This window comes from Tamaricihabitans halophyticus, from assembly GCF_004340875.1.
In the GTDB taxonomy this organism is placed as follows: Bacteria; Actinomycetota; Actinomycetes; order Mycobacteriales; family Pseudonocardiaceae; genus Tamaricihabitans; species Tamaricihabitans halophyticus.
Map to the genome: position 1 here is coordinate 1185706 of NZ_SLXQ01000001.1, position 13493 is coordinate 1199198.

Annotated in this window: 15 protein-coding genes; 7 read left to right on the plus strand and 8 right to left on the minus strand. The window is 65.1% G+C overall.

What is annotated here, in order from left to right:
* Window positions 1-158 precede the first annotated feature (158 nt).
* Together EV191_RS05680 and EV191_RS05685 are read right to left on the minus strand one after the other, a co-directional pair.
* Window positions 159-1541, minus strand: coding sequence for a glycosyltransferase family 2 protein (locus EV191_RS05680; protein WP_132875699.1), 1383 nt, complete (start codon window positions 1539-1541; stop codon window positions 159-161).
* Window positions 1541-2896 carry a hypothetical protein gene (locus EV191_RS05685; RefSeq protein WP_132875700.1) on the minus strand — a complete coding sequence of 452 codons (1356 nt, stop codon included), beginning with the start codon at window positions 2894-2896 and terminating at the stop codon, window positions 1541-1543. Before EV191_RS05685 ends, EV191_RS05680 begins: the two co-directional genes overlap by 1 nt.
* A 157-nt stretch (window positions 2897-3053) precedes the next feature.
* Between EV191_RS05685 and EV191_RS30015 the strand changes: the two genes are divergently transcribed.
* Entirely contained in the window at window positions 3054-3212 is a 159-nt protein-coding gene (locus EV191_RS30015; RefSeq protein ID WP_165912831.1) for a hypothetical protein, read from the plus strand.
* 1 nt (window position 3213) lies between these two features.
* Here the strand turns inward: EV191_RS30015 and EV191_RS05690 are convergent, their stop codons facing one another.
* From EV191_RS05690 to EV191_RS05720, 6 genes are all read right to left on the minus strand, one after another.
* Window positions 3214-5331 carry a molybdopterin-dependent oxidoreductase gene (locus EV191_RS05690; RefSeq protein WP_132875701.1) on the minus strand — a complete coding sequence of 706 codons (2118 nt, stop codon included), beginning with the start codon at window positions 5329-5331 and terminating at the stop codon, window positions 3214-3216.
* Window positions 5332-5420: 89 nt separating this feature from the next.
* Complete coding sequence (locus EV191_RS05695) at window positions 5421-6401, minus strand: hypothetical protein (RefSeq protein ID WP_132875702.1); 981 nt, start codon at window positions 6399-6401, stop codon at window positions 5421-5423.
* A 497-nt stretch (window positions 6402-6898) separates the two neighbouring features.
* Entirely contained in the window at window positions 6899-7447 is a 549-nt protein-coding gene (locus tag EV191_RS05700; protein WP_165912832.1) for a DUF3558 family protein, read from the minus strand.
* Between the two features lie 42 nt (window positions 7448-7489).
* Window positions 7490-7924 carry a hypothetical protein gene (locus EV191_RS05705; protein WP_132875704.1) on the minus strand — a complete coding sequence of 145 codons (435 nt, stop codon included), beginning with the start codon at window positions 7922-7924 and terminating at the stop codon, window positions 7490-7492.
* Window positions 7925-8477: 553 nt separating this feature from the next.
* Entirely contained in the window at window positions 8478-8672 is a 195-nt protein-coding gene (locus EV191_RS05715; protein WP_132875706.1) for a DUF397 domain-containing protein, read from the minus strand.
* A 25-nt stretch (window positions 8673-8697) separates the two neighbouring features.
* On the minus strand, window positions 8698-9528 hold the full coding sequence (locus EV191_RS05720) for a helix-turn-helix domain-containing protein (RefSeq protein WP_132875707.1): 831 nt from the start codon (window positions 9526-9528) through the stop codon (window positions 8698-8700).
* Between the two features lie 137 nt (window positions 9529-9665).
* Between EV191_RS05720 and EV191_RS05725 the strand changes: the two genes are divergently transcribed.
* The 6 genes from EV191_RS05725 to EV191_RS05750 all read left to right on the plus strand — a co-directional run bounded on the left by EV191_RS05725 (window position 9666) and on the right by EV191_RS05750 (window position 13482).
* Complete coding sequence (locus EV191_RS05725; protein ID WP_132875708.1) at window positions 9666-9890, plus strand: hypothetical protein; 225 nt, start codon at window positions 9666-9668, stop codon at window positions 9888-9890.
* 25 nt (window positions 9891-9915) lie between these two features.
* On the plus strand, window positions 9916-10437 hold the full coding sequence (locus EV191_RS05730) for an RNA polymerase sigma factor (protein WP_132875709.1): 522 nt from the start codon (window positions 9916-9918) through the stop codon (window positions 10435-10437).
* Complete coding sequence (locus EV191_RS05735; RefSeq protein WP_132875710.1) at window positions 10430-10969, plus strand: VOC family protein; 540 nt, start codon at window positions 10430-10432, stop codon at window positions 10967-10969. The genes EV191_RS05730 and EV191_RS05735 overlap by 8 nt, the downstream gene beginning before the upstream one ends.
* A 155-nt stretch (window positions 10970-11124) precedes the next feature.
* Complete coding sequence (locus EV191_RS05740) at window positions 11125-11925, plus strand: ABC transporter permease (protein ID WP_132875711.1); 801 nt, start codon at window positions 11125-11127, stop codon at window positions 11923-11925.
* Window positions 11922-12722, plus strand: coding sequence for an ABC transporter permease (locus EV191_RS05745; RefSeq protein WP_132875712.1), 801 nt, complete (start codon window positions 11922-11924; stop codon window positions 12720-12722). The genes EV191_RS05740 and EV191_RS05745 overlap by 4 nt, the downstream gene beginning before the upstream one ends.
* Window positions 12715-13482, plus strand: a complete 768-nt coding sequence (locus EV191_RS05750) for an ABC transporter ATP-binding protein (protein ID WP_132875713.1) — start codon at window positions 12715-12717, stop codon at window positions 13480-13482. Before EV191_RS05745 ends, EV191_RS05750 begins: the two co-directional genes overlap by 8 nt.
* The last annotated feature ends 11 nt before the right edge of the window (window positions 13483-13493 follow it).

Sequence of the window (13493 nt, forward strand, 5' to 3'; positions counted from 1 at the left end):
CGATACGACCCCGACCAGTTGACGACCACGAGATTGCCGGGGACCGCTTTCATCTCACTTACGCAAGCCTGTCATCCTCGCGAACTTAAGATCTAAAGATCTTTAGAACTTTAGTTCTTTAGTTCTCTAGTCCACGAGTTCTTTAGACCATGGGTTCTTTAGGTCGCGCGAGCTGGCGGAAGTGCGCAGTCGACCAGCACCGAGTTCAGCACGTCCGGGTAGGCACGCGCGTTCGCGGTATACAGCGGCACCGATCCGACGATCTCCCGCGCCCAGCCCGCCTCGGTCTCACTCGCGCAGATCACGACGTCTGCCTCGCGCAGTGCCTGCACCCCGCGTCGCCGCAGCATGCCGGCCTGCGCGCCGATCTCCCGCCGGCGCTTCGGCTCTTCGCATTCCGCGAATCGACGTTCAAGTTCCTCATGCGCCAGATCGTCCACATCGAACACCCGAGCGGCCGTCGGCTGCCGGTTCGCCGCAAGAGCCAACTGGTCGTAGGCTTTCGCGCCAAATGTCACCACCACGTCGTAGCAGCCGGCGCGCTCTTTACCCCACGATTCCACGTCATCCACATGGGACACAACCTCGGTGCCCGAACCGCGCAGCGCGGCCGCACCGGCACCATCCACGGCAAGCAGGGTTACCGCCGCAGCCGGCTCAGCCGCGCGCCAAGCACTGATCGCGGCATGCAATCGGCCATCCCTCGGCGCTCGCTCGGCCAGCAGTAGCACCGAGTATGGCGCGGCGGCATCGCGCAACCAGTGCAGTCGATGCGGGTACTTCGGCGCGCCAACCGCCGGCGTCCGACGCGCGAGGTCATCAGCCCACCTCCGGCGAAACACCTTGCGGTTGATCGCGGACAACCGCTCCGCCGTGGAGGTCGAACTCGTGCCATGCCGCACGTGCACCACGCGCGAAGCCGGCTGTAGCCATACCTGCCAACCACGCTCGCGCAACGTGAACTGCAGATCAGCGTCCTCGTAATAGGCGATGTGGTAGTCCGCGCAGAACCCGCCGACCGCGTAGAAAGCACTGCGCCGCAGCAGCAAGCAGGCGGCAGACGCGTAGTCGACCACCCGTGGGTACAGCGCTTCGGCCGATCGCTCGCCATCACCCCAGCCCCGGCTGAACCCGTCGCCGCCGATCATGCTGCCGGCTTCCTGCAGCCGGCCGTCCGGAAAGGCCATCGCGGGCGCGACGGCCGCGGCCCTCGGGTTCGCCCGCAACAGCGCGAGCAGCGGTTCCAGCCAGCCCGGTGTTACCTCAACGTCGGCATTGAGCAGGCAGATGAACTCGCCCTTTGCCCGCTGGATGCCCAGCTCACAACCGGCACCGAAGCCGAGGTTGGAGCCCATTCGCAACACGGTCGCATCGGAAAGGTTGTTGGCCAACCATTCCCCGGAACCATCCGGTGATGCACTGTCCACAACGATCACTTCGTACGCGACCTTGGTGTGCTTGGCCACGATCGCCAAGCAGCTCGCCGCCAGTTCCCCTCGGCCATGTGTCACCAGTACGAAGCTGACGGTGCATGCGGTCATCAGCGACCGAGCCTTCCGTAGATGCCGCGCAGCGGCGTCGTCCAGCGATACAGCTTGGTGTTCCGCAACGCTTCCAGCTCCGCACGGCACTCCGCGAGTTCGGCAACGGTGGCGTTATGCCGATCGGCGAGCGCACCGTGCAGCTCGCGTTCCAGTTCGAGCTCCGCGCGCAGCTCCCGCGAGCCACCCCCGCCGGATTCCACCAGTTGCTCCACCAACGTCTGGCGCTCGGCATGCAACCGCTGCCGCAGCCGATCGTGCGCCGCACGCAGGGCCGCGTTCTCCGCCGCGAGTGCCGCGTTCCGGCGTTCGGTGCCGTTATCCCTCGATTCCGCATGCCCGGCGATCGCGTCGAACTCGGCGGCGAGCGAACCGACAGCCGAGGCCAGCCACACCGGTTCGGCGTGCCGGCTGAACACGGTTGGCAGTTCGGCAAGGCTCGCGGCGAACTGTTCCGGAGCGCCGAACTCCCGGACCGCGGCGGTCTGCGTACCCGTGACATCGCAGAAGGCCCAGTCCACGCCGAATGCGGTGGCCACTGCCGCACCGTGCTCGTCGGTGGGCAACGCGGCTCGGGCGCCCGCGATGATCGCGAGCCGGTCTTCGAGTACGAGTTCAGCGGGCGCCGGATACCAACCGGGCGGCGGTGCGGTAGTCCGGCCATCCGGCAACAGCACGATGTGCTCAACGCCGAGGCGCTTCGCCGTGTGGTTGGCCGCTGTCGCCATCCGGTCCAGGTCGGGCAACAACGCGCCGGCGAGCTGCACGACGAGATAGGCGCCCTCCTCGGGAAGCACACCCAGTTGCCGCAGCGCGGCCTGCCGCTGGGCCAGTACCGCGGAATCCACCAGGTGCTCAGCGAGCAAACCGGGATGTGGGACCACATTGGCCGATACGCCGTGCTCGGCGAGCAGTTCGGCCGACCGGGCATCCCTTGTGGACACTAACGGCTGGGTGCGCAACAGCCCGGCAAGCTCCGACGGGACTGGATCAGTGACCCGCACCGCAGGGGCGAGTAACGCGTGCTGCCGTAGGCCCGCCGAGTAAAACCGGCTGGCGCTGCTCGGCCCGTAGCTCAGCGCGCTACCAAGCGGGAAGGCCGGGTTGTACACGCTCAGTCGGTATTCCTGCCCGACCCGGGTCAGCCGCTGGTCGTGGTAGTCACCGAGTGGTTCCACCACCAAGCCACCATCGGTACACAGTGGACGATCCCAGCCGGCCGGCGCGAGATGGCCGATCCGCCAGCCGGGTAACCGGGCGGCGAGCTCGGTGTCGAATATCCGAGCGAACAGCTGGTCACCGAGTCCGGGCAGGTCTGCGCTGCCCCACAACGCGAGGGCGGGTTCGGCTGGCACGGCACCGAGCCTACCCAGGAAGCGGTGCACCGCGCGGCATGTATCCCCAACCGCTGGTCTGACCCACACGGGTGAAGCTCATCGACGCCCGGGCGCGGCGGCTCGTTTCGGTGTGCCAGTGCGCGCACGATCGGTCTCGCTACGAATGGAGGTAGCCATGTGGTTGCAGGTCAGCATCGTCGCTGTCCTCGCGGTGTTCTTCGTTGCGCGGCTGATAATCGTGCTAGGTGACCGCCCAACCATCCGCGAGCCGCAGCGCCAGAACGATCCGTCGCTGGTCCGCCCGCCGAGGGTTGATTCGCCTCCCCACCAGTAATTCAGGAGCGCACGGGCGCCTTGAGCCGGACGCGCGCCCCGGACAGCGCGCTGGTGCCGCTCAACCCGTCCACCCTGGTCTCCTCGACGAGGTCATTGATACTGACGCCGGGCTGGGTCGCCGCGACCCGCAGTCGGGTACCCGCGCGGCCGTGTCCCCAACCGTGCGGCAGGCTGACCACGCCCGGCATGATCGTCTCGGTTATCTCCACCGGGACCGATACGGTGCCCACCGTTGAGGACAGCTCAACGAGGTCACCGTCGGCAAGGCCGGGCGCATCAGCCGGGTTGATCAGCAGGGTGCAGCGCGGTTTGCCCTTCACCAGGCGTGGACTGTTGTGCAGCCAGGAATTGGCACTGCGCAGCTGCCGCCGCCCGATCAGCACCAGGTCCGGGGTCTGCGGTGTGGCCATCCGGGCACGCAGCCGGGCAAGGTCGGCCAGATACTCAGCGGGCGCGAGGTGCACCCGGCGGTCCGCCGTCGCCAGCCGATCGGGCAGCCGGGGTTGCAGTGGACCAAGGTCGATCCCGTGCGGCTGATCGCGCACTTCGCGTAGCGAGAGCCGGTATGGCCCGGTGCGCAAGCCCAGGTCAACCATGCGTTCCGGGGAAGCGAACCGCTCCATCGCGCCGCCGAGCGCGCGCCGGAACGCCGCGCTGCGTGGGCCGCGTAGCCGAAGCATCAGGCCGAGCAGGATCTGCCAGTCGTGGCGCTGGTCGGGCCCTGGCTGGAACACCGGCGCGTGGTACTTGGCGGTGTTCCGCACGTTGGTGTGACTGAGCGCCGCATTGAAATAGCTGCGTTCCAGCGGGCTCACCGGCGGCAGCAGCACATGGGCGAACCGGGTCGTCTCGTTGAGGTAACCGTCGATGGACACCATGAAGTCGAGCCCCGCGAGCGCCTTCTCCAGCCGCGGACCGTTCGGGCTGGACAACACCGGGTTGCCCGCGGAGGTGAGCAGTGCCCTGACCTGACCGGTACCCGGGGTGTCGATCTCCTCGGCGAGCGCGGCGACGGGACTTTCCCCGCCGAATTCCGGATAGCCGCTGACCCTGGTGTGCCAGCTGGCGAAGCTGCCGGCATGCCCAATCCGCTTGGTCAGCGGGATCGCGTCCAGTGCTGGGGTGGTGAACATTGCCCCGCCCGGCTCATCCAGATGTCCGGTCAGCACGTTCACCACGTTGACCAGCCAGGCGGCCAGCCCACCGAATTCCTGAGTGCAGATGCCGATCCGGCCATACAGCACGGCACGCGGGGTGTGGGCGAGTTGCCTGGCCAGCTCGCGGGTGACCGGGGCGGCTATGCCGGTGCTCGCGGCGGTGACCTCCGGTGGGAAATCCAGCGCGGCCGTGCGCAGCTCCGCGGTCCCGGTCAGGTGGTCGGCCAGCCGGCCGGGACGCACCAGATCCTCGGCGAACAGGGTGTGCACGATGGAAAGCAGGAGCAATGCATCGGTGCCTGGGCGGATGAAGTGGTGCTCGTCCGCCCGCTGGGCGGTCTCGGTACGGCGCGGGTCGACAACGACGACCTTGCCGCCCCTCGCCCGGATGGCTTTCAGCCGGGCGCGCATATTCGGCGCGGTCATCAGACTGCCGTTGGAGACCTCGGGGTTACCGCCGAGGCAGACGAACAGATCGGTGCGATCCACGTCCGGGATGGGAAACAGCAGCTGGTGGCCGAACATCAGCAGGCCGGCGAGCATATGCGGCAGCTGGTCCACCGAGGTTGCCGAGTACAGATTGCGGGTGCCCAAGCTGCGCAGGAACATCTGCCCGTAGATCAGCAGACCGAGGTTATGCACGGACGGGTTGCCCTGGTAGACACCGAGCGCGTCCTTACCGTGGTTCTTGCGGGCCGCACGCAAACCGCTTGCCGCGACGTTCAGCGCGGTGTCCCAGTCGGTTTCCCGCCAGTGCTCGCCTCGGCGAATCATCGGCCGACGAATCCGGTCCGGGTCGTGGTGCAGATCCGCGAGCGCGGTCCCTTTCGGGCACAGATAACCGCGGCTGAGCGGGTCGTGTTCATCACCGCGAATATCGGTGACCAAGTCTTCTTCAGTAGTCACCGTGAGACCACAGCTCGCTTCGCACAACACGCAGGTCTGGTTATGCACCGGCATGGTTGCCACCACCTTTGGTCGCGATCCATACCAACGGTATGTATCTAACGCGGCGAAGGCAAGGTGCTTGTGCCCCGGTCGTCGAGCGGTCAGGCCTCAGGCAACTGCGGCCAGACCTGTTCGGCCAGCGCGATCGCTACCTTGCACGGGTTCTGACCCGCGCCCGGCAATGCGGTGCGGACGATGGCAAGCTCCGACGTGTCCTCCTCGCCCAGCGTGAACTGACCACGCTCGGCGTACACCGCGCAGGTGCCCACCGTCGAGGCTTTGGTCTCCACCACGGTGCTGGGTAGGCCGGCGATCTCCCGGTTCGTGCCCTGCTGTGCGGCGCCAACGCTGAACTCGACGGTGGCCGTCGGGTTGTCCCCGCCAGGTTCGCCCCATCGGCAGCGGCGTTCGGCCGGATACACCTGGCTGGGTTCGGCCGAGACGTCGAGCTGGTCGGTCACCTGTTTGCCGGAAAGCATCGAGCAGGCGGACAGGGAAGCGAGCGAGCCGGGCGGTAGATCCCAGCTTTGCGCTTGATCCGCCTGCGTCGCATGGAAAATGCCGGTCGCGGCGGTATCGGCTACCCCGCACAGCTGGTCTTTGGCGATCTTGCCGCTTGGCGCGGTCGTCTCGACGTCGACCGTGATGTTGTCCGCGAACACCACGTGGTTCAGGCAGCTCGTATCACTGGTTTCGGTGCGCAGTACCTTGCTTCCCCTGCCGAGATCGCCGACTTCGGTTTGCTCGCCGGACAACGAATCCGCCCGCTGCAGTAACCCGAAGGCAACTTCGATGTTGGTGTCCTCGACCAGCACCGCGAGGGCGCACTCGTCGAAGGACGGCCTGGGCAGCTCTTGGGTTTCCCCGTGCGCGGCAAAGACATTGCCACCGAGCAGGCTGCACGGATCGAGGGCGCGGAACTGGCCGAAGGCCTCCGCGGCGTTGAGCGGCTCGGCTCGCGTCGTCTGCTCGCCGGCGGTGCCCTCGTCGGATTCGGTCGCGCAGGCGCCGAGCGCCAACAGTGCGATAGCGGCGAGCGCCGCGCCGGTCCGACGAAGCACCGTGGAATCCCTGCCCGCCATATCCACCCTCCTCGGGTTGCCTCGGGCAGGAGACTAGCGCACCTTCACCTGCGTTCAACGGCGCGCAAAAAGAGCGGGCACCTCATTCACGCATGAGGAAACCCGCTCTGTTTGGTAAGTCTTATCCGAGAAACGCAGGGTGCGAGGGGACCGCGCACCCTGCTACCAGGACCACTCGTCTGGTGGCACCCGCTACCTACCGGCTCGAACGACAGCTACGTCACTTGGACGCGTGCTGGCGCTCCCCCCGGTGCGGAGCGTACCCACGGCCGACGTCGTGAGCCCGGTTTAGATCGGACGTGAACAACGAAATCGACTTGATCAGCTTACGCACGATCCTCACCTCACTTCATCCGCACCTAACGAGAATCCCCATCCTGACAGGGGTCTCGCCCCGTACATCGCTACACGGCTTCGCGGTGTTCCAGCGTTACGCCAATGTGGACCGTGTTCTATGTCACGACCATTCGGGTGGCGGATAACGGAAGCAGCGGTGGCTAGCCACCGCCCTTCGGCAACTGCGACTCGAAGATCTTGGCGTACTGCTCGACGAGCTCGTCCTGCTGCTCGCCACTGTCAGCGCCGGTGACGATAACGTCGACCCGCGAGGAATCCGTAATCGTCAACGCAACCACCGAACTTGAGCCACCTATCGCCTGAAACTTCACACCCTCATGATTGCCCACCGTCGTCGGCACCGGCTCGTCATCAGCATTCGGGATCTCAGCAACACCCACGTCATCCCAGTAGGCCACACCAACGAGGTACCCGCCACCGGCCTGTTTCGTCCTCCAGCGACAGTTCGGCCGCTCCGACACATCACCATCCGCCGGCTGGCCTGCCTTCAAACCAAGTTGATCAAGCTCTCCCTCAGACAACAGTGAGCAATAATCAAGCTCCGCCAACTGATCACTACCGGAGTTGGACTCCGACGGCGCCGGCGTAGTCGACGAACCCGGCCCCTGCGTCGCCGTATCGCCCGCACTCGCCTGACCCGGCGTCTGCTCCGCACAACCAGCCAAGCCCAAAGCAGCGACCACCAACATCGGTAGCCACAGTCGGCTGCAACGAACCCTGCTCATCTGCGGCTAGACCTCCTGGTCACCAAGGCCCTGGGCGTTGTCACTATCCGAACTCTGATAGTTCTCCATCGCCTTCTTGATCGCCTCCCGCGCCTGCGGAATCACCTTCTCACGAAACTCCTGGATGTTCGGCAGGAACGACTGCTCCGTGCCGATCGCCGTCTCTTGCATAAACGGCTTGATCACCTTCGCCACCGGCGTATCCCCGATCGGCGGCTCCCCGGTGATCAAGTAGACATCCTGAAGCGCCTCATCCAACCCCGCTTCTATCCGGTCGAGGGCGTTGATCAGCGCCTGGCCGCCGGTCTCATTGACCGCGAACTTGCCCTCCGCAGCATCCCGAGCGAAGCTCTGCGTGCTCGAGACGATGTCGTTGATGTTCTGCATGGCCTCGGCCTTGTCTCCCGACTCGGCCGCGCCACCAGTGCCTGGCGTCGTCATCGCCCCTCCCCAGTCGGTCAACTCAGTGTATTCAGAACATCTCAATGAGTAATGTTCGCAGGCTGCTACACCCGGTCGTCGATGGGGAGCCTTTGACGGCACGGTCAACGCACGCTCACTCGCGTGGGCTAGACGCGGGAGCGGCAGACAATGTGAATGAGACACAAAAAAGCAGGGCGCGAATTCTCGCACCCTGCGCAATTTTTTGCTTTCGAATCGAAAGTTAACGCCTAATGGCTAGACGGGGAACTTCGTTCGAATCGTCGTCGGGAACCGGTCAGCAACGCGAGTTGCGAGCGCTAGCGCGCTCCGCACGATACGGAGCGAACCCGCGAGCCACATCGTGTGCCCGGTTCAAGTCGCGTGTGAACCCGTTGATGGCGCGAATCATCTTCCGCACGGCCAGTTCTCTCTTTCTCCCGCAGCTGGTCGAGATCCTCATTGTTTGGATCTCACTACCTATATCGCCGGGGCACCCCGGAATGTTCCAGGTCAGCGCGGTCATCCGCGTCACACTCGAATGCGCAGTTGATCTAGAAAAACGTGTGCGCGGTCACCAGGTTCCGGCGAGGAATGCCCGCCATTGCCCGACCGAAAAGGACAGTGCACCGCCGGCTGGGTTCTTTGCATCGCGTACCGCGATCGCCGCATCCGCACGGGCGACCTCGACGCAATTCCCGTTGTGCCCATCCCCGTCGCTGTAGCTGCTTCGCCGCCAGCAAAGACTCGGCTGGGGGACGGTGCGCATCGCGATTCGCCTCTTCCGGCTCGGCTCAGGTCTCGGCGATCACCCGCTCGATCAGCGTGATCGACTCCCGCTCACCCAGGGCGATACCGGCCAGGTGATCGAATAACAGCCTAGCAGTCGAAACCTCACTGGCGTCCTCTATCTCGGTGGAGCCGAAGCCGTACTCCACGTAGGCAATATCGGGTTCCTCCGGCTCGGTATAGCTCAGCAAGCTAAACGAACCCGCCCGGCCGGAATGTGCGCCACGGGATACCGGTAATACCTGTACCCGAACGGTGGGCAACCCGGCACAGGCAATGACATGGCGTAGCTGCGCGCGTTGCTCTTCAGGCGACAGCACCGGTCGCCAGAGCGCGGTTTCATCGATGATCGCGTGCATCCGGAGTACCGGCTCCTCGGTTAGCCGCCGCTGTCGACGCCTCCTGATCTCGACAGCTTTGTCGAGCTCGCTTCCGCGCATAGCCGTACTCGAATGCGCGAAGTTCGTTCGGATATATGACTCGGTCTGAAACAGCCCAGGGATATAGCCGAGCTGGAACTCGTGCAGCTCGCTTGCCTCGGCTTCCAGACTGACGAATCCCTTGTCGCTCACGCCATAAGCGCGCCACCAGCCCTTCGTCCTGGCTCGGTCGAACATCCGGGCGTATTCCGGCCAGTCGTTGGTGACCACGCCGTAGATATCGAGCAGGAGTTCGAACTCGGCGTAAACCGGCACCTGCCCCGCCTCGATCCGGCTGATCTTGGAGGTGGCGCAGCGCAGCCGCTCGGCCACCTCCCACTGGCCAAGGCCGGCCCTGTCCCGTAGCCGTCGCAACGTGCGCCCCAGTTGCCGCGCCCGGAAGTTCGGCTTCTTCATCTCGCCCACCCGGAAACACCCCTCGAAATTGCGCGCACACGGATCGTAGAGCGCAAACCCGACAGTCAGAAATTGCGACAGCCGGGCGTGCGACTCGCTCGAATCCGACTGGCGATTTCCGCGGCCACCCTCCGCCGATGCTGAAACCCCCGCTACACAAAGGCGTCTGGTGCACCGTCGCGCAGCACCGGCACGTGGTCATGGAGACCAGGCACGGCGAGCACGGCGAGACCTACTCGGTCACCGCCTGCGGCTGGCTGGTGCAAGCGAGCGCGATCGATTTCCGCCTTGCCGACCCACCGCTGTGCCTGCCCTGCCACGTGCTCGCGCAACGCGGATGGGTGAGTGACCCGTCGGAGTAAGACCGCGCCAAGCGACTATAGGAATGTGAGCGAACCACGGGTGCGGCCTGATCCGGCGTTCGCGCTGCTGGAGATCTACGCGGAGGCGTTGCCACAGGTGTACGGCTACCTGCGAGCCAGGTGCGGTAACACCGTGCTCGCCGAGGACCTGACCTCGGCGACGTTCCTCGGCGCGGTCGATACGGCGCGGCGCGGTGCGGTCGCGGTCAGCGTCAGCTGGCTGATCGGCATCGCGCGGCACAAACTCGCGGACCACTGGCGCTCGGTTGAACGCGAGGAGCGTGGCCTGCGGCTGGTGTACCAGGCACGGGAGGAAACAGCGGCCGCGCCGAGCGAGCAGCTGGAAGTGCTGGTGGCCCGGCAGGTGCTCGCCGAGCTGGGCGCGCATCACCGGGCCGCACTGACGCTGCGCTATCTGGACGGTCTGCCGGTACCCGAGGTCGCCGCGCATCTGGACCGGACCGTACATGCCACCGAGGCACTGCTGGTCCGGGCAAGGGCGGCGTTTCGCAAGGCATACCAACGACGAGGAGGGCAGGATGACTGATCCGTTCGACGCCCTCTACGCGGGCATTGAGCCGCGTGAGCCGAACCCGGAGTTCGCCGCCGAACTGCGTGCGCAACTGGAGCGCGCGATCCTGGCACCGGAAGGAGACACCATGACCACGACGCAGGGCACGATAGGAGCGCAGACTCACTCGATCTCGGCATACCTGGCCGTTACCGACGCACGCGCCGCGCTGGAGTTCTATACAGCCGTATTCGACGCCACCCGAAGGGGCGAGCCGATCGTGATGCCGGACGGGGTGGTTGGGCACGCGGAGGTCGCGATCGGCGATTCGGTACTGATGCTCGCCGAGGAGTTCGCGGAGATCGGACATACCGTGGCGCCATCGGGCGGCGCGATGCTTCGGGTTGAGGTATCCGATGTGGATGAAGCGTTGGCGCGGGCGGTGTCCCGAGGGGCGAGCGTGGACCGGCCAGCTGAGGACGGCGGGCATGGCCGGGTAGCCAACATCCGCGATCCGTTCGGACAGCGTTGGATGCTGGCGCAGGCAGCCGCACGCACCGATGTCTAGGAGCCACAATTCGGAGCGAATTCTCGGCATGATCTAACTTTTCGCAATAGCAGAAATATCCACTGAAATTATTGCGTCATACGAAATTAGCTCGTAACTTGCCAGCAACGCAGGTGCCCCCGAGCATCCAGCCGGCGCCGGCAAAGGAGCTGATCATGCGTTCGTCGGTATCGCCGGCACCCGCCAGATTTACCGATCTGGGCATCCGGATCGCGGGCGTGTGCACCGTGCTGGCGGTCTTCGAACTCACCGCGCGCACGGGTTTGCTGCCGCGCGCATGGTTTCCACCGATCAGCGAGATGTATCTGGAACTCGGCAAGCTGGCCTTCGGCTGGCCGCTGTGGGTGGAAATCGGGCGCACGCTCAGTGGCTGGGCCCTCGGCATCGGCCTGGCGGCGGTACTGGCCATTCCACTCGGGATCGCGCTCGGCACGAACAATCTCGCTTACCGGCTGAGCAAAGCCGTCATCGAGTTCCTGCGCCCGGTGCCATCCGTGGCACTCATTCCACTCGCCGTGCTGGTCTACGGCACCGGCCTGGAGATGAAGACCTTCCTGATTGCCTTCGCCACCTTCTGGCCGATCCTGCTGCAAACCATCTACGGCGTGCAGGGCGTCGACCCGGTGGCGATGGACACCGCTCGCTGCTACGGACTTCCGCAGTCGGCCAGGTTCACGCAGATCATCGCACCGAGCGCAGCACCGTTCATCGCCACGGGACTGCGGATCGCCTCGGCAATCGCACTGGTACTTGCCATCACCGCCGAGTTGGTGGTCGGCGCACCCGGTCTCGGGCAGGCGATCATCGTGGCCCAGTCCGGCGCAAATGCCACCAGGATGTATGCGCTGATCATCGTTGCCGGCCTGCTCGGCTGGGCGCTGAACTCCTGCTTCCAGTTCGTCGAACGGCGACTGCTGCGCTGGCATCCCGCGCAGCGTGGAGAGGAAGGCAGATGACCCGGCGGATCGGCTATCTACTGTTACCGGCGATCCTGCCGATCGCGGTGCTACTCGGCTACGGCATCTGGTCGATTCCGGCACAGAACTTCTACTTCCCCCCACTACCCGAGATCATTGGCTTCTTCCGGGACATCTGGCTGTTCGACCGGATCGGCAGCGATCTGGTGCCCAGTCTCGCGCGGATGCTCAGCGCCTATGCCATATCCATCGGGCTCGGCGTGCCGATTGGCCTCGCACTTGGCTTCTCCCGGCTGCTGCGAACCGCATGCGAGCCAGTCGTCGAGTTCCTGCGGGCGCTGCCGGCACCGGCGCTGATCCCGTTCGCACTGCTCATCTTCGGCGCGGGCAACGGGTCCAAGCTGTTCGTGATCGTGCTCGGCGCGATCTGGCCGATCCTGCTGAACTCATTGGACGGGGCGCGCGGTGTAGACCGCACCCAGCTCGACATGGCGCGGTCGTACCAGGTACCTCGGTTGGCCAGGCTACGTCACATCGTCCTGCCCGCCGCCAGCCCGCGCATCTTCGCCGGAATGCGCACCAGCCTGGCGATCGCGCTCATCCTGATGGTGGTTTCCGAGATGGTCGCGAGCAGTCACGGTCTCGGCTACTTCGTGCTTCAGGCACAGCGTTCCTTCGCGATCCCGGAGATGTGGACCGGCATCATCTTGCTTGGCATTCTTGGCTTCCTGCTGAACGCGATCTTCCTGCGAATCGAGAACCGGGTGCTTTTCTGGCACCGCGCCGTTACCCGCAAGCGCCCCACGAAAGCCCGCTCGGAGGCAACCGATGCTTGACGTGTCCCAACTTCGCAAGGTCTACGGGCCAGATCCGAACGCGCCGCCTGCCGTCGCCGATCTGAGCTTCACCGTTGCCGAACAAGAGTTCGTCTGCATTCTCGGCTCGTCCGGTTGCGGTAAATCCACGATGCTCCGTTGTCTGTCTGGGCTGGACTCGCCAACAGCGGGCGAGGTCCGGTTGCGCGACCGCCGAGTCACCAAACCGCCGGAAGAGATGGCTTTCGTATTCCAGGACTACAGCCGTTCCCTGCTCCCGTGGATGAAGGTCCGGCGGAATGTGTCATTTCCGCTGCGATACAAAGGAGTCGGTAACCGCGCGGCAGATGATGCTACCGAGGAAGCACTGGACGCCGTGGGCCTTGCTGGCAAAGGTGATCTCTATCCCTGGCAGCTCTCTGGCGGCATGCAACAACGGGTCGCGATCGCCCGCGCGCTGGCGTACAAGCCTCGCGTGCTACTGATGGATGAGCCGTTCGCCTCCGTGGACGCACAAACCCGTACTGGCTTAGAGGATCTGCTCCTCGATGTCTGGCAACGCTACGAGATAACCGTGCTGTTCGTGACCCACGACATCGATGAGGCCATCTACCTGGCGGATCGTGTGCTGGTGTTACGTGCCCCCGCACAGATCCGACACAGCACGACGGTGCCGCTGGCTCGGCCACGGGACCAGCTGACGACCAAACAGCAACCCGAGTTCGGCCAGCTGCGCGCTGAGCTGTTCAACGCGCTGGACGCACAACCGGCACCTGCCTAACGGGAGCATCG